Source organism: Marinobacter persicus (genome assembly GCF_002934325.1).
Lineage (GTDB): Bacteria > Pseudomonadota > Gammaproteobacteria > Pseudomonadales > Oleiphilaceae > Marinobacter > Marinobacter persicus_A.
Window position 1 is genome coordinate 1 of record NZ_PTIV01000015.1, and the last position, 18,872, is coordinate 18,872.

Consider the following 18,872-nt stretch of genomic DNA (forward strand, 5'->3'; position numbering starts at 1 on the left):
TGCCTGGGCACCATGACCTTCGGCGGCGATGAGGACATCTGGGGGCTGATCGGCCAGTTGCAGCAGGAACAGGCCGACGAACTGGTGAAGATCGCTCTGGAGGCGGGAATCAACTTTATCGATACCGCCAACATCTATGGTTTCGGCGCCAGTGAGCGCATTGTTGGCCAGTCCCTGAAGAACCTGGGCGTTCGCCGGGAAGATGTCGTGCTGGCCACCAAGGTGCTCGGCCCGATGGGCGAGGGCCCCAATGCCCGTGGTGCTTCCCGCGGCCACATCATGAGCGAATGTAAGGCGAGCCTGGGGCGCCTGCAAACGGATTATATCGACCTGTACCAGATCCACGGGTTTGACCCGGCTACGCCGATCGAGGAAACCCTGGAGGCACTGAACACCCTGGTGCAACAAGGCCATGTGCGTTATGTGGGTCTGTCCAACTGGGCCGCCTGGCAGGTGATGAAAGCCATCGGCATCAGCCAGGCCCGCAACCTGTGCCCGATCATATCCCTGCAGGCCCACTATACCCTCGTGGGTCGCGACCTGGAGCGGGATATTATTCCGATGCTGGAATCTGAAAACGTCGGGCTGATGGTGTGGAGCCCCCTGGCAGGCGGTTATCTGTCCGGTAAATATGAGGGGCCGGACGTGTCCGAGGAAAACCGGCGTGCCAAGTTTGACTTTCCGCCCGTCGACCGTGAGCGGGGCAGCAAAGTCATCAAGGTGATGCGGGAGATTGCCGACGGAAAGCAGATGGACGGCGAGCCGGTTACCGTGGCACAGATCGCCCTGGCGTGGCTGTTGCACCAAAACGTCGTGAGCAGCATTATCGTTGGCGCCAAGCGGCCGGAGCAGCTGAAAGCCAATATCCAGGCAGCGCAGATCCGGTTGTCTGGCGAAGAACTTAATGCGCTCGACGAGGTGAGCCGTATACCGGAGGAGTACCCAGGCTGGATGATGAAAATGATGGCCGGGTACCGAGACTCTACCGAGTCCTGATTCCGAAACCAACCCAATCGTCACAGCGTGCTGCGCCCCGGCGGCGCAGCGAAGCTATTCAACTGGAGAATCCGTTTATGTTGTCGAAACCAGAACGTCGGTGGCTACTGGCCGCTTCCACGACTCTGTTGGTCGTTTCAACCCCGAGCCTGGCAAACACGCAGTGGGATGCCAGCCTGGGAGCCGGTGTGCTCTATGCTCCGGACTACCTTGGCAGCGACGATTATGAAACCAGGGTCTGGCCGACGATCAATGTGAGCTATGGTGACCGTTTCTACTTTAACATTCGCGATGGTCTTGGCTGGAACCTGATTCGCCACGGCAACTGGAAGCTGTCGCCCTTTATTGGATACACTCCGGGGCGCGATAATGATGAGGATCTCGAACGCCTGGACAAGATTGATGGCGGCGCGATCGCCGGCTTGCGCGTTGCTTACACTCACGACGCATGGTCGTACAGCGCAGCTGTCCAGTCTCCCTTCACCGGCGATGTCGATGGCTATCAGGTGGTGCTTAAGGCGCGATGGCGGAACCAGCTCAGCGATCAATGGTCTGCCTCCCTGGGTCCAAACCTGACCTATAGCAGTGATGACTGGACGGACGATATGTTTGGTATTTCCGATACGGAAAGTGCCCGCTCCGGCTTGGCCTCCTATAGCCCTGATGGCTATGCCCGGTATGGCCTGACAGGCAGTTTAACCTATTCGTTGTCTGCGCAATGGTCGGTCACCGCGACCGCTGGGGTGTCACAATTAACCGGCGATGCAGAGGATAGCCCGATTGTCAGTGATATCGGGGAGGCTACCCAAGCCTACACCGGTGTTTTTATGAGTTACCGATTCTGACTGTCTCCGGGTCCTTATCCTGCCCTGTCATGGTCGCCACCAGATCAAGGTCGCGCCTGGCCAGTGCTGTGTTGCAGGGGGCGGCTGAACCCGATTGCGTGAGCAGCAAGATAAAGGGTGTCAAGCGCACAGCACATGCAGGTGTCCCGATCGGCAAAATCCAGGTGTGGTTATCAGTTCCCGCGCCATCCAGACAAAGCAAGCTGCAGGATGGCATCGCGAACGGTGTTGTTCTGCTCCATGGGCAGAAAATGGGTTGTACCTGCAACCACCCTCACGTCAGCCGAAGGCAGCAGGGTCTGCAGGCGTTTTTGCGCCGCCGGCGAGAAGGTTGACCCGTGTTCCGCAGCCAACGCGATAACCGGGCACCGCAACTGACGAATACCCGGCCACGGGTTGTGTTCGGTATGGGCAAACGTCGTACTTTCCCACTCTGGGCTACACGCCAATTGAACTTGGTCACCCTGCGGCACGAAGGCGTGCTGGACGTAGGCTTCCAGCCATGCTTCGGGCCAGGTTTTGAAACCACCGCGGCCACGATAGTTGTCCAGCGCAGCAGCGTGCGAGTCGAATACCCTGCGCCGACGTGCCGCTCCGGCGGCCAGTGACAACCGATGTGACTGACGCAGCAGCTTGGCCCCCCACAACTTAAGGCCCTGCACCGGATCCATGATCACCGGTTCCGCCAGAATCAGACCCAGCACTTTGTCAGGCCGCCGGGCAGCGGCCATGATGCTGGTGGTGGCACCGATGGAATGGCCGGCAAGCCAGACCGGCTCGTCCTGGCTATCCAGCAGAGCCGTCATATCGCGATAGTAGGTTTCCCAGCCCCGGAATGTCGAAACGTTCGCCGCACCGGCGCTGGCCCCATGCCCCCGCATGTCCCAGGCCAGGACATTGACGTCCGTGGCAAGCTCGTCAAGGAGAGGGCGATACAGGCGGCCATGGAAACCCGTGGCATGTGCCCAGTGCAGCGTGGGGCGCGCTTTGGATTGCGGCCAGCGCCACAGTGCGATATCGGCGCCATCCGTCGCCCGGAATTCGTCGCGTTCAGGTGTGTTGTGCTTAATGCCCATGTCGGTCTTCTTGTTGGGCCGCCATTGTCGGGAGCAATAACTGAACCTGACCAGTGGCGATCGGTTTGTTCTCATCGCCTTGCCAGCAGGTCACCTGGACCAGGCTGGTCCGCCTGCCTTGCCGGACAATGTCGGCCCTGGCGAACGTCGATCGGGCTTTAGCGGAGCGGAGGTAATTGATGTGGCTGTCGAGAATGCGCGGGCAACGTGTCTCCGTATCCTGGCTTTGCGCAGCCACCCGCGCGGTGAGTTCGATCAGGGCCCCAAGCACACCGCCATGGAGGGCAGGTAGCATGAAGTTGCCAATCAGTGCTTCACGACACGGCAAATGAACCAATACACCTGCATCACCGCGCTGAACCTCAAGCCCGAGGTGCCGTGCGTAGGGAATACGCTCCAGCAGAGCCTGCCAGTCAGGACATTCTTTCCCACTTTCCCCAGCGCCTGAGATGGGTTGTGCCGAATCGCCAGTCGTGCTCATGCGCTCTCCTTTCCCCGTCCACCGGCATGGAATTGCTGGCCCTGGGTGTTACGCATGAAAGTGGCGTTTGCTGTCGCCAGCAACTCACGATTGCCCTCGCTAAGGATGTCACAATGAATAAACGCGACCTCGTCCGTTAAATGTCGACAGGTAGCCACCGCTAACAGGGCCTGGTCGCCGCTGGCAGGGCGCAGATAATCCATGCGCAGATCCAGCGTGGCAATGGGCATCAACTCAAGGGCCCCCGCGAATACCGCCAGGCCTCCGGCGGAGTCTGCCAGCGAGTAAAGTACGCTGGTGCAGATTTCTTTCGTATCCTCCTGGGAGAACATCCATGACTGTGGCGTCAGACGCATACAGACCTGGCCCTGGTCTACCGAGACAACCTGCATACCCAGCTCCCTGCCGTGGGGAACCTGCTCGGTGAACTGCCACGCCGTCGCCACAGCGTTACTGTGCTGAGCTCTGTTCGGCTTGGTCATCAGATCTGCCCAGCCTGGCATGCCTTTCGTACCGGGGCGGAGGTGATGGGAAACCACTGATTTTCATCGATCATTGCCATGTCATTGTCTTCCGAATAGTATTGTTGCTGGATTTTGGTTGGGTAACCAACCAAAAGTCAAGGCTATGTTTGCGGACCAATGGCACGCCGCCTGGGTCATGGCGTACGATCAGTGCAGCAAGTCTGGTGGCGACCGCTCTGATGAATAATAAATGGGCTTGCTGAGGAGATACTTAAGCGATGGTTAACAGACAGATTACTTCCGCAGGCAAACCGGGCGACCAGGGCGACGTTTTGTCTAATGCAGCCCGGCTTTTTCGGGAGAAAGGGTTTGAAAGGACGTCGCTCAAAGAGATTGCCGAGGCCTGCAATATGCTGCCTGGAAGTCTGTATTATCGTTACAACAGCAAGGAAGCGCTGCTTGTCGAGCTGATGCGTCGGGGAGTCGACCTGGTGACCGCAGAGGTCGAGTCGGCTTACGCCAGCTCGGACGACCCGGTTGAGCGTTTGCGTCTTTGTATCAACGCACATCTGCGAGCCCTGTTGTTAGATTCGGATGCGGTTTACGTGCTGTTGTTTGAATGGCGGGCGCTGGGCCCGGAGGCTCGCGAGGAAATCATCGAACTGCGTGACCAGTACGAGTCCCTGTGGGCCGGTATCCTCGAAACAATGATTGCGCAGGGCGTGGTCCGGAAGAATGTTGACGGCCGTTTGCTTCGCTTGATCGGCCTTGGGGCGCTCAACTGGGTTGCAACCTGGTTCGACCCGAACGGGGCACAGTCACTCGACGCCATTGGTGATTTGATCTGGCAGATCGCTATGGACGGTGTGATCAATAAAGGTGTCCAGGCATAATCGGGATTCTCCGGCATGGACGTACCAGCCAAAGCAACAGCGCTACCGCCAGCAGTCGCGCTGGCGGTGTGCCAGCGGTCAGATCAGCCGCCGTCTATCAGGGCGGATCAGTTATCGCTGCTGTCCGGCAGGTAGGCGCCGTCCTCGTCATGAACTTCCTGGCCGGTCACCGGCGGGTTGAAGGCGCAGATCAGGCGCATGTCCTCGGTGCCACCGTACAGGGTGTGCTTGTCGTGGTTGTCCAGGGCGTAGAGGGTACCGTCGGTAATCTCGTGAACTTCACCCGTGGCGAGGTCCTTGATGCGCCCGTTACCGGCAACGCAGTAAACGGCTTCCAGGTGGTGCTTGTACCAGAAAGTGTGCTCGGAGCCTGCCTTGATGATGGTTTCGTGGAAGGAAAATCCCATTCCGTCCTTCTTGAGCAGCAGGCGGCGGCTGGTCCACTGCTTGTCGCTGACTTCACGCTCGGTACCAATGATGTCCTGAACTTTAACGATTTTCATGGGCGTATCTCATGGTTGGTTGGTCAGAATCGGGTGAAACACCTTTACAGTATAAACATTAGGCATCTATATAGTTCAAGCGGCCCTTTCCTCCCGCCACTGGTTATACCACCCCTCCGGGGCGCTTTGGATCGGGCCCTGCAGCTGCTCCGTGGCGCTCGATGGCGCACCTTGCGATGGCGGAAAAGATTCTTCACGACATGGAACGGATGTTCCACCTTGGCACGAATCTGGGCTTTGACTTGCTCGCGGCGGGCGACCAGTGTTTTGCGCGGGGCTTCTGGCATCTTCAACAGCTTGCCGCGCTTTTCGGCTACATACCAGGTGACTTCTGAGTCCTGAAACTCGGGGCGCTTGGCCATGCCGGTATAGCCTGCGTCCGCGTAAGCCTCAATTTCATCACCGTGCAACAGGTGTTCGAACTCGGTGATATCCGCGACATTGGCGGTCGTGCCCGTCAGGCCAGTGCATCCGCAGCATGCGCTTGAGGGGAATCGGGGGCACCACCTGTTCCATCTCGGTCAGAAATGGCTCGCCTCGGGTTGTCTTTTTCTTGGCGGCAAACCCAACCTGGGCGAAACTCGTCTGCTTCATGGTCATTTCTGGTCGATGCGGCTATGATTCGCTTTTACCAAAGCATGGTTTCAAGCGGAATTGATCAGTGTATCCTTAGACATCTCGCTCGGTTGCGAGAACCCGATGAAAGAGTGGCGCATAAGGCACGGCGGGAGGATCCGGTTCTCTCTGCTGTGCTGCTTGTTTGGCTTGTTGACGGGGTGCACCACCCTGCCGGCTCTGGACGGCCGTAGCGTTTCCAGCGCGCTGGGCGATGAGGAGGCCAGGGCCACCCCGCTTGGCCGGGCGATTGCGCCGCGGGTGGAAGAGCATCCCGGCAAGAGCGGTATCTATCCGCTACAGAATCCGCTCGATGCCTTTGCCGCCCGGGCACTGCTGGCGCAGGTTGCCGAGCGCACCCTCGATGTCCAGTATTATATCTGGCAGGGCGACACCACCGGCACTCTGTTACTAGTGTCCCGTCTGGTTAATTCGCTGACCTACTGAGCCACTGAGAGCGTTGAGAGCAAGGCGTGCTAATGAAGGTATGGTGGTTCCATATCGAATTAGCGCAACGCAGCTATCAACGCTCTCAGTGGCTCCCGAAGGGCGTAGCTCTGGGATTCCTGGCCGGTGTTGCCAGCGCTTGATGTGGAACCACCACACCTGCACACTGGCGCCTTGGCCAGAAATCCCAGAGCTACGCAGTAGATCAGCGAATTAACCAGACGGGACACTAGCGTCCGCACGGCGGAAGTGGCACCTGGTTCGCTTCAGACTTGGCTCTTCGCGGAGGGCACCGCCCGTGCGATAGAGCGGGAGTTTCTGAGTTTCGAAAGTGCCGGTCGCATTGCCTATGTCGACGCTGAGCTCAAGGAAGGGGATTCCATCCGCCAGGGGCAGACGATTGCGTATCAGCAGCAGGATCGCCCTCAGGCAGAGTTGGCAAGCGCCCGCGCCGGTGTCGTTGAAGCCCAGTGTGGGGCGACGCGTCTGCGCCCCATCCTCACCACATCGATCACCACCGTGGCGGGTCTGTTGCCGCTCGCCATTGGCAGCCCCATGTATGCGCCGCTGTGCTACGCCATCATTTTCGGCCTGGTCGCCTCGACGCTCCTCTCTCTCATGATCGTGCCGTGCCTGTATCTCCTGCTTACCCGGGAAAGTCAGCGCAGCGCCAGTGTTCTGGATTGAGGTCGTATGAATGGCTCATAATCCCTGTCCAGCGCCCTAAACAGGAGACACTGATGTCATCACTTGAGACCCAATTCCTTCCCCTGACCGAACATCACGACCGCTATGACGCCATCGACCCGCGCACGGCGCTGAAAGACAGCGCCACGGGCAAGGTCGTCTTCATCACCGGCGCATCACGGGGAATCGGCCGCGCCACCGCTGTCGCCTTCGCCGAGGCAGGTGCCAAGGCGGTTTACATCACGGCACGATCAGAAGAGCAGCTTAAAGAGGCAGGCGAGCTGATCCAAAAGGCCAACCCGAACACGCAATGCGCATGGTCGGCCTGCGACGTCACCAGCGCAGCCCAGGTCGAAGCCGCCGTTGCCGACTGCGTGGCAAGATTCGGGGGCATCGACGTGGCCGATGCGAATGCCGGCTATCTCGACCACTGGGCCAAAATCGGCGAATCCGATCCACAAAGCTGGTGGCACAACTGGGAAGTGAACGTGAAGGGGGCCTATCACGTGATCCGCTTCTGCATGCCGCATCTCATCGAGTCGGCGAAAAGGCGGGCCACCGACGGATCAAGCGGCGGTCATCTGATCCTGCTGTCGTCGGTGGGTGCGCAGATGCTGACCCCGACGGCATCCGATTACCAGACCTCCAAGCACGCGATCAATCGCTTGTGCGAGTTCGTCAACGTGGACCATGGCGAAGACGGCATCAAGTGTTTTGCCATCCATCCGGGCGGTGTGGCCACCGCGCTGGGGCAGAACATGCCCGAGCAAATGCACGCCTATCTGACCGACAGCCCCGACCTGGCAGCCGGCTTTATCGTCTGGCTGGCCTCGGGCAAGGCGGACTGGGCCAAAGGCCGCTATCTCAGCGCGAACTGGGATGTTGAGGAGCTGAGCTCGCGCCGGGACGAGATCCTCAGGGATGATCTGTTGGTGAACCGCCTGCGGACCAAGGCGTGAGAGGATGGGGGAGCCAGCTCCCCCTCCTGCTCTGCCCGATGCTTTAAGCCGTCATTCGGCGGTCAGTAGCATCTTGATCGCCTTTTCCTTCGCCGCCTGGCCGAAGATGTCGTAGGCTTTTTCGATCTCGTCAAGCCTGAGTTGGTGAGTCACCAGCTCCTTCGGCTTCACATCACCACTCTCGACCACTTTCATCAGCACAGGGATGGTGTTGGTGCTCACCAGGCCGGTACGCACCGTGATGTTCTTGATCCACAGGTCCTGAAGCCGGAATTCAACGCTCTTGCCGTGTACACCGATGTTCGCGATGTTGCCTCCGGCGCGGATAATGCTCTGGCAGATATCGAAGGTCTCGGGGATGCCGACCGCCTCCATGGCCACGTCTACACCCTCGCCATTGGTCAGTTCTTTGATGGTTTCGATCGGGTCTCTGGCGATGGTGTCTGTGGCACCCAGCATCCTGGCCATTGCCAGGCGGTTCTCATCGGGATCGATCATGATGATCCGTGCAGGGGAGTAGAAGCGGGAGGTCATCACTGCGGCAAGCCCGATAGGGCCCGCGCCGACGATGGCCACCGTGTCTCCGAGTTTTACTTCACCATTCAGGGTGCCGATCTCATGCCCTGTGGGCAGAATATCACTGAGCATCACCGCTGCAGCGGGATCCATTCCGGATGGTAGTGTATACAGACTGTTGTCTGCATGGGGGATGCGTACATACTCGGCCTGGGTGCCATCGATTAAATGACCAAGGATCCAGCCGCCGTCCCGGCAATGGGCGTAGATGCCGCGCTTGCAGTAGTCGCAACGACCGCAAGAGGTGACGCAGGAGATCAGCACCTTGTCGCCAACCCTGATGTTGCTCACGCCGTCACCAACTTCTTCGACCACTCCGACACCTTCGTGGCCGAGAGTACGGCCTTCTGTGACGGCTGGTACATCACCTTTCAGAATGTGAAGGTCGGTACCACAGATGGTGGTATGAGTGATGCGAACTACCGCGTCTGTGGGCTTCTCAATGGCAGGCTGTGGCTTGTCTTCCCAGCTGCGCTTTCCCGGTCCGTGAAAAACCAGTGCTTTCATGATGCTTTCTCCTTAAAAGTGCAAGGCCACCGATACCATGTATGGCAACTTTAGCCTTGCACGGACTGCGCTGAGCGTTACTGACTCATATCAATACAGGCGGTTATTGTCAAATCCGCTGTATGGCCATCTGGCGGCTGTTGCCACACCTCTTGTTCTTATGGGGTTCTCGCTTTACGGCTACCACCACTACACGGCGGTTCAGCTTGAAAGCACTCTGTTTATTACCGCCTGCAAAGGAGGCTGCCGATGCTTCCGGGGAGGGGCTGCCAACCACACTGGACATGCCCGAGATGGATCTGCAGGACATCAGCGGCCGGGGCTGCCGCATCGGCTGAAGGCGATGCGGCGGCTTTTGCCCTCAATGCATTTGTCCGGGTGGCACCTGACAATACCGTGACAGTCATGATCAAGCACATTGAGTTCGGCCAGGGTCCGGCCACCGGCCTTTCCACTCTGGTGGCTGAAGAGCTGGACGCTGACTGGGGGCAGATGCGGGCAGAGCTTGCTCCGGCGGATACCGAGAAATACGTCAATCACCTGTTTGGCCTTCAGGGCACCGGCGGCTCCACCGCCATGGCCAACTCCTACGAACAGATGCGCAAAGCCGGCGCCGCAGCGCGCGCCATGCTGGTTCAGGCCGCCGCCAATCGCTGGCGTGTGAATGCTGACGAAATTACTGTCAGCAAGGGCACCGTCAGCCACGCCGCCAGCGGAAAAAGCCTCAGCTTCGGCGACCTGGCCGGCGAAGCCGCCAAACTGGAAGCTCCGGCCGACCCCAAGCTGAAAAGCCCGGACCAGTTCAACCTGATCGGCACCTAGGTCCGCAAGCTGGACACCCTGGACAAGACCAACGGCACGCAGATTTTCACCCTGGATCTGTATCCTGAGAACATGGTCATCGCCACCATCCTGCACCCGCCGCGGTTCGGTGCCACCGTTGCCTCGGTGGATGACAGTAAGGCACGCAAGATCAAAGGCGTCATTGACGTCAAGACTGTGCCGGCGGGTGTCGCCATCTACGCCAACAACACCTACGCGGCCCTTAAGGGCCGCAAGGCCCTGGAAGTGACCTGGAATGCCAGCAAGGCCGAAATCCGCTCCACCCGGCAGATGGAGCAGGATTACAGTAAGGCCGCACAAAAACCCGGTCTCAATGCCAGGAACGACGGCGATGTAGAGAAAGCCCTGGCGAAAGCAGATACGGTGATTGAGGCAGAGTATTTTTTTCCGTTCCTTGCCCATGCTCCCATGGAAACCCTGGATGCCGTCATGCAGTTCAAGGATGGCAATATCATCGGCTGGCATTGCCAACCTGCGGGTTGGCCAGCACCTTATGGAAAACGGTGTCAGTGCGCTCTGGTGGCGCTCGGTAGAGCACACCCACAACGCTTACGCCAACGAAACCTTTCTCGATGAGCTTCTGGAAAAAGCCGGCAAGGACCCCGTCGAGGGGCGCCTTGCGCTGCTTGGCGACAAGCATCCGCGTCACCGCGGCGTCCTTGAAAAAGTCGCGAAAATGGCTGATTCCGCCGGACCAGTTTCTTCCGGGCGCCAGCGCGGCGTTGCCCTGCACAAGAGCTTCGGCTCCTTTGTCGCCCAGATCGCAGAAGTCTCCGATAACGGTAACGGCGAACCCAGGGTTCACAAGGTGTGGTGCGCCGTGGACTGTGGCGTTGCGGTCAACCCGGATGTGATCGCCGCGCAGATGGAAGGGGGATTGGCTTTGGTATAGGCGCGGTGCTTTACGATGCCATCACCCTGAGCGAAGGCGGCTACGTGGAACAGTCCAACTTTGACCGCTACCGATCCCTGCGCATCAACGAAATGCCGGACGTCGAGGTGTCGGTCATCCAGTCCACGGAAGCGCCCACCGGCGTTGGTGAGCCGGGCACGCCGCCCTCCGGGCCGGCAATTGCAAACGCCTGGCGACGCCTGACCGGCAGGAGCGTTTATCGTCTGCCTCTTGTCCCCATCAACGTCTGAGGAGCTGACACCATGCAACACGCAGTATATTCACTGGCAGGTGCCGGCCTTGTTGCGGCCATGGCATTTTTGACCCTGGGCGCGGCCAACGCCGCGAACGAGAACGGCATCAGTAACGAAACCCTCAGCTCGCCGGAGGCGTTCCAGTCCATCAGTCACCTTTACGGGTAGCGAAGGCTCCATACCCGGCCACGCAGTCTGGCGACTCGCTCCGCCCGAGCAGGCCTGGATCGAGACCGGGGCGGAGTGCCCGGAAGTCTGATCGGCAGGCCTCTGAAAAGTCAGTGGCACGCCGACGGTCGTAGCCGATAGCCCACGCCGGTCGCTGTCTCGACCAGCGTGGACTGGCTTCCCAGTTTGCGCGCCTCCACATCCAGCAAGGCAGGAGCTCGCTTAACCCCGAGTTCCGCCTCAGCAAGATCCGCCTCGAGACCACAAAACAAGAGATCGAGTCCGCGCATCGTCCGCTTCCCCGAGCCACGTCGTCAGGCGATGGCCCAGCCGGCGTCATCCATTGCCGCCCTGGCGGCCTCGGCTCCCGATAGCTCTTCCCTCCATCGGGAGGCGTCGAGGCGTCGTCCCGTCACCCCGTCCGACGCGTCCGAGGCAAGCCAGAGAAGCGGCGGGACAATGACCGCGGGATCGAGCAAGCCGGTTCGCGCCTCTTGCGGGAGACCGTCCGGGATCATGCCTGTCGCCGTCGCGCCGCCGCATGGTGGCGTGATTCATCGTGATATTGACGATGCGTCCGCGACCGGCGTTGTTCACAAGCATGTCGAGCCGCCCGAAGCGGTCACGCGCCATGGCGCCCACCGTTTCCTCGATCGGCGTGTTCGGGTCCACCCGGTGCTGGTAATAGAGGTCGATATGGTCCACCCCGAGCCGCTTCAGCGATGCATCGCAAGCCTGGCGCACATATTCCGCGTCGCCGCGAATGCCGAGAAATTCGCCGTTCTTGCCGCGGACGTTCCCGAACTTGGTCGCCAGCACGACCTTGTCGCGGCGGTCGGCGATTGCCTTGCCGACCAGAACTTCGTTGGTGAATGGGCCATACATGTCGGCGGTATCGAGGAATGTGACGCCAAGATCAAGCGCGCGGTGGATGGTCGCGACCGCCTCGGCCTCGTCGCGACCGCTATAGAATTCCGACATTCCCATGCAGCCTAGGCCGAGGGCAGAAACCTCGAGCCCCTGCGAACCGAGCTTGCGCGTCTGCATCTGTGTCTCCTTTTCCTTTGTGTGTTGCGTACAATGACAACCTGGCCAGAGACGTTCCTGTGGCGGGGTACGGTTATCAGCCAGCGATTTTCGCCAGTCATGATGTCATTCTAACCCCCGTGGCGGCCTCGCTTTCAAGGGCTTTCTCCTCGGCCTAGCCGGCGAAGACCTTGATGAAGACCCTGCGACATATTCCTTGACAACTACCGGTCCGCGACGGCCACCAGCAGGCTGCATGGCGCGTGGGCGAGCAGCGAAGCGCCGACGGAGCCGTGCCACCACCGGGCCAGCGCGCTCTGTTCACGGTGACCGACCACGACCAGATCCGCGCCGACCTCGTGCGCCATTCGGCCGATCTCCTCGGCGGGGTTGCCCGCGGCGAGGCGCGTGTCGACGGAAAGTCCCGCCCGCCGCAGCGCTTCCGCGCCCTCCGTCAGCATGCGGCGCACTTCCTGATATTCTCGCTCCGGCAGGTCTGAGGGGGCCGCCGCTTCAGCGAGCGCGACACCCAGTTCATGGGCGACGACGGCGAGGAGATAGACACGAGCCTGGCAAAGCGAAGCCAGCTCGGCCCCCTGATCCAGCGCCTCACGGCCTTGCCGGCTGCCGTCATAGGCTAGGAGGATCGTCCTGTACATCGTGATGCTCCTTTCTGTGATCGGGATGGAACGCCTTTCCCGGCCCTCTGCTCTAGACAGTGCTGCCTTCGGGGCTACATCCCTCGCCATTTGATACTTAGCTATCTATTGATTATAGTACAGCTACAAAATGATGCAGGCAATGCGATGACCAAACCTCTCGACGATCAGGAACAGTTCGGACTTCGCCTCGGGCTGGTTGCCCGACTGTGGCGCGCCGAAATCGACCGGCGGCTGGCCACCTTTGGCCTCACCGAGTCCCGCTGGTTGACCCTGTTACATCTCTCTCGCCTGCCCCAGGCGGCAACCCAGCGTGAATTGGCCGAGGCGGTCGGAGTGCGGGGGCCGACCCTGGTACGCGCGCTGGACCGGCTGGAAGCGGAGGGGCTGATCGAACGCCGCACGGAAGCCGCCGACCGGCGCACCAAATCGGTTCACCTGCGTGCGGAGGCTGCCCCTGTTCTGGAACGGATCGAAGCTACCACAGCGGCGGTGCGGGCGGAAATCTTATCCGACCTGTCCCATGCCGAGGTGGCGACCTGTCTGAAGGTCTTCGAGAAGATCGCCGACAAGCTGGGCGGCACCCCAAGGGCGATGCAGCCTGTGGACAAAAACTGATGAGAGCTAGAGCGTGAACCAGCATATGACCCACCGGGAACACCAGGACGACGATCAGGAAACCGATCTACGCACCGCCCCCGACAAGAAGAGGGAGGCTGAGTCAACGGTGGCTTTACCTCCTGCCCGCCCTCGGCCATGGCGATGGTATGGCGCGATCCTGGCGACGCTGATCGTTCTCGGAGGTGGCGGCTGGTGGCTGTATCAGCAGCTCACCCATGTCGTTGTGACGGATGCCCGTGTCGCCGCCGACATTGTTGCCATGAGCAGCCGGGTTCCCGGTTGGGTGACGGTACTTGAAGTGACCGATGGCGATGCCGCGCAGAGAGGCAGGGTTTTGATCCAGATCGACGACCGGGAAAGCCGTCTCCGTGTCGAGGCGCTTGACGCGCAACTCGCCGGGATTGCCCGCCGCCGCGAGGAGATCGAAGCGCGCATCGCACTCACCGACCGTCAGACACAGAGCCGCATTACCGCCAAACAGGCAGCGGTGAGGGCGGCAGAGGCCAGGTTGGCAGCAGCGGCAGCGCAACTCGATCTTGCCAGACAGGAGAATGACCGGGCGGAGAAGCTGGCGCCGAGCGGTGCCATCAACCGTGCGCGCCTGGACCAGACGCGGGCGGCGCTGGAGACGGCAAAGCAGCAGACATTGAGCGCCCAGGCGGACCTGGAAAATGCCCGCGCCGCCCTGGCCGAGGCTGAAGCCGCGCGCGGGGAACTCACGGTGCTGCGCACCCAGCTCGCCGAACTCGGCCCGGAGGAGCAGCGGCTACGTGCACAAAAAGCCCAGGCCGAACTCGACCTGGAAGATCGCACCATCGTCATGCCATTCGACGGCGTGGTGGACCGGGTATTTGTGGACAAGGGCGAATATGTCACCCCCGGCCAACGCCTGCTGATGGTGCATGATCCCGAGCGGGTGCGTGTCGAAGCGAACGTCAAGGAGACCGACATCCGCTTCTTCCGGCCGGGAAAGAGCGTGATGATCACTGTCGATGCCCTGCCGGGGCGGCGCTTTGAGGGCAGGGTCACGCGCGTCGGGCAGTCCGCCACCAGCGAGTTCGCCCTGCTGCCCAACCCCAACCCGAGCGGCAATTTCACCAAGATCACCCAGCGCCTGCCAGTGCGCATCGCGGTGCAGCAGGACGGCGGCGAACTCAAGCCGGGTATGATGGTGGAGCTGGAGGCGAAAGTCAGTGACTAGCGCGCCCCGGCCGGACAGTATCGAGGGGCTATTCGCCCGTTTCGGCCCGTCCTATCGCTGGCTGGTCACAGCGACGGTCATGATGGGCACGATCGCCACTATCCTGACCGCGACCATCGTCAATGTAGCCCTGCCGGATATCATGGGCGCTTTCGGCATGGGCCAGGACAAGGCGCAACTTCTCTCCACCGGCTTCCTCGCCGCGATGACCGGGACCATGCTGCTCAATGCCTGGATGGTCGATACCCTCGGCCAGCGCGCGACCTTTATGTTGGCGATAACCATCTTTATCGCCGCCTCCATCATGGGTGGGCTCGCCCCCACCGAAGGGGTGCTGATTCTAGCCCGTGTTTTACAAGGCGGCGCGGCCGGCATCCTCCAGCCGCTCGCCATGCAGACGATCTTCCAGGTCTTTCCGCCGGAGAAACGCGGGTCGGCCATGGGAATTTACGGCATCGGCGTGGTGCTGGCCCCGGCGCTTGGCCCGACGCTTGGCGGCATCATGGTCGACAGCTTCAGCTGGCGCTATGTCTTCTTCATGGCCGTGCCCTTCTGCTTCATCGGCCTGTTTATGGCCGCGATCTTGATGCCGGGGCGCGCAACCTCCGGTCCGCCGCGCAAATTCGACTGGATCGGCTTTGGACTGATGACGGTGTTTCTCGTGACCCTGCTCAACGGGTTGTCGAACGGGCAGCGTGACGGCTGGATCTCCGACCCCATCCTGCGCGACTTCGCCATCGCCCTGGTCGCGGGCATCGGCTTCATCGTCTGGGAGCTGCGCACGTCCGCACCCATGCTCAATCTCAAGCTCTTCACGAACCGGGTCTATGCGGGCGCCTCCGTCGTGGCCTTCATTTTCGGAGCAGGCATCTTCGGTTCGACCTTCTTGATTCCGCTGTTCGTCCAGACGATTCAGGGCTACACGCCGACGCGCTCGGGCCTACTGCTGATGCCAGCGGGTCTGATTCTGGCCCTGGTCTTCCCCATTGCCGGGCGGCTGACCGACAAGACGCCGGCCTATGCCACGGTCATGGTCGGGCTCGCGGTTTTCGCGGTGTCATCGTTTCTGATGACCGGCGTGGATACCAATACCTCGTTCTGGCTGTTCGCCTGGTGGATCATGCTGGGGCGTATCGGCCTTGGTTTCATTATGCCGAGCCTGAACGCCGGCGCCCTCAAGGCGCTACCCATGACGCTACTCGGTCAGGGCTCCGGCGCAATCAACTTCGTGCGCCAACTCGGCGGGGCGTTTGGTGTCAACCTGCTCTCCATCGCTCTGGAGCGGCGATCTCAGCTCTACGTAGACAGCTTCACGGCGGCACAGCATGCAGGCAACAGTGCAACGACCGCTATGCTGCACGAAGTAACCGGCTTGTTTGCACAGGCTGGCGTGCCGGAGGCGATACGCCAGGCCGGGGCGATGAACTATCTTGGCCGCGTGATCTACAGCCAGGGCAACATGCTGGGGTACCGGGACAGCTTCTTTATCGTCGGCGCGATCTTCCTGGCCGCCCTTGTTCCGGCGCTGATGATGCGCCGGAGGTCCACGCCTCCGGCGCTGCCGGCCAGCGAGGCCATGCGTCACCCGCCATCGTCGCAGGACGCGCTCCAGCAGAGTCGGTGACGCACGTGTCTAGACATGATGTTTTGGGTCTGTGCACTGTGCGGGCATCCGGTGACGGAGGAAACAGGTTGGCACGACCATCACGTCATTCGGCGTGTGGACGGCGGACCAGATACCTTGGACCAGATACCTTACAGAATCGGGTACTCCTGCACCCCATTTGCCATGTCCAGGTTCACAGCCGGGGCTGTGTAAAGGTGACTCTGAAGTGGAGCGGCATTAGAATGCGTTCCATTAAAGAAAGTACGCCGGTCAGATGAACCTCTGACTTTAATAGGCTTGAGCCGTATGCCGGTAAACTCGCACGTACGGTTCTGAGGGGGGATGGGCCAATAATAGCTCATCCCTACCCGACATTCTGTTGCCGGGTTATCCCGCTGCCATCAAGGCTGCCAGGGAAGCCGGGTCCCGGAGAAAATCCCGGTTCCGGGTCGGGCAATACAAAGTAAGCCGGTGGCAGACACGGCTTCCGGGTACAGCGGTCATGCTCTGGCTGGTTGACTGCCCGCCATTATTCGAGCGGCCGGGCAACCCCTACCAGAACGAAGAGGGAAAAGACTGGTGGGAAAATGCACACCGGTTTGAGCTGTTAGGCAGAGTCGGCGCGATGATGGCCGCCGCCCTATCAGGACGGATCAGTTATCGCTGCTGTCCGGCAGGTAGGCCCCGTCCTCGTCATGGACTTCCTGGCCGGTCACCGGCGGGTTGAAGGCGCAGATCAGACGCATGTCTTCGGTGCCACCGTACAGGGTGTGCTTGTCGTGGTTGTCCAGGGCGTAGAGGGTACCGTCGGTAATCTCGTAAACTTCACCCGTGGCGAGGTCCTTGAGGCGCCCGTTACCGGCAACGCAGTAAACGGCTTCCAGGTGGTGCTTGTACCAGAAAGTGTGCTCGGAGCCTGCCTTGATGATGGTTTCGTGGAAGGAAAATCCCATTCCGTCCTCCTTGAGCAGCAGACGGCGGCTGGTCCACTGCTTGTCGCTGACTTCGCGCTCGGTACCAATGATGTCCTGAACTTTAACGATTTTCATGGGCGTATCTCATGGTTGGTCAGAATCGGGTGAAACACCTTTACAGTATAAACATTAGGCATCTATATAGGTCAAGCGGCCCTTTTCTCCCGCTACTGGTTATACCCCTCCAGGGCGCTTTGGATCGGGTCCTTCAGCTCCAGCAGATCCCCTCTGGTGAAGGTTGTGGTCGTGAGGGCAACTCAGGGCGGACAACACAGACCTGACCATCGAAATGGCACCGAATGAACGTCACCTGAGGTATATGGCGCCTTACACGCAAAACTGATTCATCCGTTTTAGGGGCAGCCTACGGGCTGGCCCTGTTTACCTTTGAAGGCGAAACCACCTCAACCGGCGTGTACCCGGCGCAACTCCACGTTGCCATGCGTCAGGTCCGTCAGGCCATGGTGCTGAGTGTTCGCCGGAAGCGGGTCAGGGCCAAGCCAAAAAGGGTACTCCCGATAACGGCGATGGCCAGAAATTGCGGCCACACGGTGGCGAGGCCCGCGCCACGGTAGAGAATAGCCTGGGCCAGCATTACAAAGTGGGTGTTGGGCGCCGCGAGCATGATGTACTGGACGGCCTCCGGCATGCTCTCGCGCGGCGTCGAGCCCCCGGAGAGCATCTGCAGCGGCAGCAGCACCAGCATCAGCAGCAAGGCGAACTGCGGCATGGACCGGGCGACGGTGCCGAGGAAGATGCCCATTGAGGTGGTCGCGAACAGATGCAGCGCAGTCCCGACCAGGAACAACGCGAGCGAGCCTTCGATCGGCACGGACAACCAACCCTGCACCACCGCAGTCAGTGCGAAGGCGGTGGCGGCAAGGACGACCAGCGCCATCGCCCATACCTTGCTGCTCATGATCTCGAAAGGCGTGACCGGCATGACCAGCAGATGCTCGACGGTGCCGTGCTCGCGCTCGCGTATCAGTGCCGCGCCGGTGAGGACGATGGAGAGCATGGTCACGTTATTGATGACCTGCATGATCGCGCCGAACCATGACTTGTTGAGCTGGGGATTGAAGCGCACCCGCAGTGCCAGATCGACCGGCAACTCCGGAACTTCACGATAACGCTGCACAAAGGTGCGTACCTCATCGCTCACAATGGCCTGGATATAGCCGCTGCCGGTAAACGCCTGGCTCATGCGAGTGGCATCGACGTTGAGCTGGACCGTGGGCCGCTGCCCTGCCAGCAGGTCACGCTGGAAGTTGGGCGGGATGTCGAGGGCGAAGGTGTCGAGGCCGGCATCCATGCGGGCGTCCATCTCGGCCTGGTCGATCACCTCGGGGAGAACAAAGTACGGCGGATAAAAGGCGCTGACGATACGCCAGGACAGTGGCGAGCGATCCTCGTTCACCACCGCGATCGGCGCCTTGTTGAGGGTCTCCGGCATAGCCGTGGCCGCCGTGTAGACGGAAACGGTGAAGGCGTAGACGATCAGCACCAGCATGATCGGGTCGCGGACCAGGCTGCGCAGCTCCTTGACACCGAGATGGCAAATATTGGCAAGGCGCATGGA

General features: G+C 60.6%; 23 protein-coding genes and 4 pseudogenes. 17 read left to right on the top strand and 10 right to left on the bottom strand.

Annotated features, from left to right (window positions below):
• Both BY454_RS09285 and BY454_RS09290 read left to right on the top strand, forming a co-directional pair.
• On the top strand, window positions 1-996 hold a 996-nt coding region (locus BY454_RS09285), incomplete at its 5' end, for an aldo/keto reductase (RefSeq protein ID WP_104416272.1).
• Window positions 997-1,073: 77 nt separating this feature from the next.
• The gene (locus BY454_RS09290) at window positions 1,074-1,841 is read left to right on the top strand and encodes a MipA/OmpV family protein (protein WP_023011700.1); all 768 of its coding nucleotides are present in this window, start codon (window positions 1,074-1,076) and stop codon (window positions 1,839-1,841) included.
• Between the two features lie 173 nt (window positions 1,842-2,014).
• On the opposite strand, the gene BY454_RS09295 is transcribed toward BY454_RS09290, so the two are convergent.
• From BY454_RS09295 to BY454_RS09305, 3 genes are read right to left on the bottom strand one after another with little or no spacing between them, the layout of a single operon-like run.
• On the bottom strand, window positions 2,015-2,917 hold the full coding sequence (locus BY454_RS09295) for an alpha/beta fold hydrolase (RefSeq protein WP_091703146.1): 903 nt from the start codon (window positions 2,915-2,917) through the stop codon (window positions 2,015-2,017).
• Complete coding sequence (locus tag BY454_RS09300) at window positions 2,907-3,398, bottom strand: PaaI family thioesterase (protein ID WP_104416273.1); 492 nt, start codon at window positions 3,396-3,398, stop codon at window positions 2,907-2,909. The genes BY454_RS09295 and BY454_RS09300 overlap by 11 nt, the downstream gene beginning before the upstream one ends.
• Complete coding sequence (locus BY454_RS09305) at window positions 3,395-3,880, bottom strand: PaaI family thioesterase (protein ID WP_104416274.1); 486 nt, start codon at window positions 3,878-3,880, stop codon at window positions 3,395-3,397. The genes BY454_RS09300 and BY454_RS09305 overlap by 4 nt, the downstream gene beginning before the upstream one ends.
• A 260-nt stretch (window positions 3,881-4,140) precedes the next feature.
• Between BY454_RS09305 and BY454_RS09310 the strand changes: the two genes are divergently transcribed.
• The gene (locus BY454_RS09310; RefSeq protein ID WP_104416275.1) at window positions 4,141-4,755 is read left to right on the top strand and encodes a TetR/AcrR family transcriptional regulator; all 615 of its coding nucleotides are present in this window, start codon (window positions 4,141-4,143) and stop codon (window positions 4,753-4,755) included.
• A gap of 107 nt (window positions 4,756-4,862) precedes the next feature.
• On the opposite strand, the gene BY454_RS09315 is transcribed toward BY454_RS09310, so the two are convergent.
• Both BY454_RS09315 and BY454_RS09320 read right to left on the bottom strand, forming a co-directional pair.
• Entirely contained in the window at window positions 4,863-5,258 is a 396-nt protein-coding gene (locus BY454_RS09315; RefSeq protein ID WP_091703156.1) for an ectoine synthase, read from the bottom strand.
• Window positions 5,259-5,416: 158 nt separating this feature from the next.
• Window positions 5,417-5,710: pseudogene (locus tag BY454_RS09320) on the bottom strand (transposase); the annotation flags it as partial.
• Between the two features lie 304 nt (window positions 5,711-6,014).
• On the opposite strand from BY454_RS09320, the gene BY454_RS09330 reads away from it, so the two are divergent.
• The 3 genes from BY454_RS09330 (at window position 6,015) to BY454_RS09340 (ending at window position 7,966) form a co-directional block, all read left to right on the top strand.
• Window positions 6,015-6,320, top strand: coding sequence for a hypothetical protein (locus BY454_RS09330; RefSeq protein ID WP_181049677.1), 306 nt, complete (start codon window positions 6,015-6,017; stop codon window positions 6,318-6,320).
• Between the two features lie 249 nt (window positions 6,321-6,569).
• A complete protein-coding gene (locus BY454_RS09335; protein WP_104416276.1) occupies window positions 6,570-7,007 on the top strand; it encodes an efflux RND transporter permease subunit in 438 nt (145 codons plus the stop codon).
• Between the two features lie 53 nt (window positions 7,008-7,060).
• The gene (locus tag BY454_RS09340; protein WP_091706669.1) at window positions 7,061-7,966 is read left to right on the top strand and encodes an SDR family NAD(P)-dependent oxidoreductase; all 906 of its coding nucleotides are present in this window, start codon (window positions 7,061-7,063) and stop codon (window positions 7,964-7,966) included.
• Window positions 7,967-8,017: 51 nt separating this feature from the next.
• Here BY454_RS09340 and BY454_RS09345 read toward each other — a convergent pair whose 3' ends face one another.
• Window positions 8,018-9,049, bottom strand: a complete 1,032-nt coding sequence (locus tag BY454_RS09345; RefSeq protein WP_091706667.1) for a zinc-dependent alcohol dehydrogenase family protein — start codon at window positions 9,047-9,049, stop codon at window positions 8,018-8,020.
• 206 nt (window positions 9,050-9,255) lie between these two features.
• Here BY454_RS09345 and BY454_RS17040 point away from each other — a divergent pair, with 206 nt between their 5' ends.
• The 6 genes from BY454_RS17040 (at window position 9,256) to BY454_RS16870 (ending at window position 11,206) form a co-directional block, all read left to right on the top strand.
• Window positions 9,256-9,387 (top strand): hypothetical protein, encoded by a 132-nt coding sequence (locus BY454_RS17040; RefSeq protein ID WP_258075616.1) that lies wholly within the window; start codon window positions 9,256-9,258, stop codon window positions 9,385-9,387.
• Complete coding sequence (locus tag BY454_RS16935) at window positions 9,347-9,871, top strand: molybdopterin cofactor-binding domain-containing protein (RefSeq protein WP_258075615.1); 525 nt, start codon at window positions 9,347-9,349, stop codon at window positions 9,869-9,871. Before BY454_RS17040 ends, BY454_RS16935 begins: the two co-directional genes overlap by 41 nt.
• A gap of 72 nt (window positions 9,872-9,943) precedes the next feature.
• Window positions 9,944-10,468, top strand: coding sequence for a molybdopterin cofactor-binding domain-containing protein (locus tag BY454_RS16940; RefSeq protein ID WP_219820623.1), 525 nt, complete (start codon window positions 9,944-9,946; stop codon window positions 10,466-10,468).
• A complete protein-coding gene (locus tag BY454_RS16945; protein WP_218141261.1) occupies window positions 10,386-10,784 on the top strand; it encodes a molybdopterin cofactor-binding domain-containing protein in 399 nt (132 codons plus the stop codon). Before BY454_RS16940 ends, BY454_RS16945 begins: the two co-directional genes overlap by 83 nt.
• A 5-nt stretch (window positions 10,785-10,789) precedes the next feature.
• A complete protein-coding gene (locus BY454_RS16950) occupies window positions 10,790-11,035 on the top strand; it encodes a hypothetical protein (RefSeq protein WP_218141260.1) in 246 nt (81 codons plus the stop codon).
• Between the two features lie 12 nt (window positions 11,036-11,047).
• A complete protein-coding gene (locus BY454_RS16870) occupies window positions 11,048-11,206 on the top strand; it encodes a hypothetical protein (RefSeq protein WP_177187098.1) in 159 nt (52 codons plus the stop codon).
• Between the two features lie 627 nt (window positions 11,207-11,833).
• Here the strand turns inward: BY454_RS16870 and BY454_RS17045 are convergent.
• A pseudogene (locus BY454_RS17045) lies at window positions 11,834-12,253 on the bottom strand (aldo/keto reductase); the annotation flags it as partial.
• A gap of 203 nt (window positions 12,254-12,456) precedes the next feature.
• On the bottom strand, window positions 12,457-12,891 hold the full coding sequence (locus tag BY454_RS09365) for a universal stress protein (protein WP_104416278.1): 435 nt from the start codon (window positions 12,889-12,891) through the stop codon (window positions 12,457-12,459).
• 147 nt (window positions 12,892-13,038) lie between these two features.
• Here BY454_RS09365 and slyA point away from each other — a divergent pair, with 147 nt between their 5' ends.
• From slyA to BY454_RS09390, 5 genes and pseudogenes are all read left to right on the top strand, one after another.
• Window positions 13,039-13,509 (top strand): transcriptional regulator SlyA, encoded by a 471-nt coding sequence (gene slyA, locus BY454_RS09370; protein ID WP_091706665.1) that lies wholly within the window; start codon window positions 13,039-13,041, stop codon window positions 13,507-13,509.
• A gap of 13 nt (window positions 13,510-13,522) precedes the next feature.
• Window positions 13,523-14,713, top strand: coding sequence for an HlyD family secretion protein (locus BY454_RS09375; RefSeq protein ID WP_258075611.1), 1,191 nt, complete (start codon window positions 13,523-13,525; stop codon window positions 14,711-14,713).
• The gene (locus BY454_RS09380; RefSeq protein ID WP_091706659.1) at window positions 14,706-16,337 is read left to right on the top strand and encodes a DHA2 family efflux MFS transporter permease subunit; all 1,632 of its coding nucleotides are present in this window, start codon (window positions 14,706-14,708) and stop codon (window positions 16,335-16,337) included. The genes BY454_RS09375 and BY454_RS09380 overlap by 8 nt, the downstream gene beginning before the upstream one ends.
• 27 nt (window positions 16,338-16,364) lie before the next feature.
• Window positions 16,365-16,597, top strand: a pseudogene (locus BY454_RS17180) (HNH endonuclease); the annotation flags it as partial.
• Between the two features lie 59 nt (window positions 16,598-16,656).
• Window positions 16,657-16,968 (top strand): annotated as a pseudogene (locus tag BY454_RS09390) (glycogen/starch synthase); the annotation flags it as partial.
• Window positions 16,969-16,972: 4 nt separating this feature from the next.
• Here the strand turns inward: BY454_RS09390 and BY454_RS09395 are convergent.
• Complete coding sequence (locus tag BY454_RS09395) at window positions 16,973-17,368, bottom strand: ectoine synthase (protein WP_104416280.1); 396 nt, start codon at window positions 17,366-17,368, stop codon at window positions 16,973-16,975.
• A gap of 379 nt (window positions 17,369-17,747) precedes the next feature.
• A complete protein-coding gene (locus tag BY454_RS09400; protein WP_091706430.1) occupies window positions 17,748-18,869 on the bottom strand; it encodes an ABC transporter permease in 1,122 nt (373 codons plus the stop codon).
• Window positions 18,870-18,872: the final 3 nt, after the last annotated feature.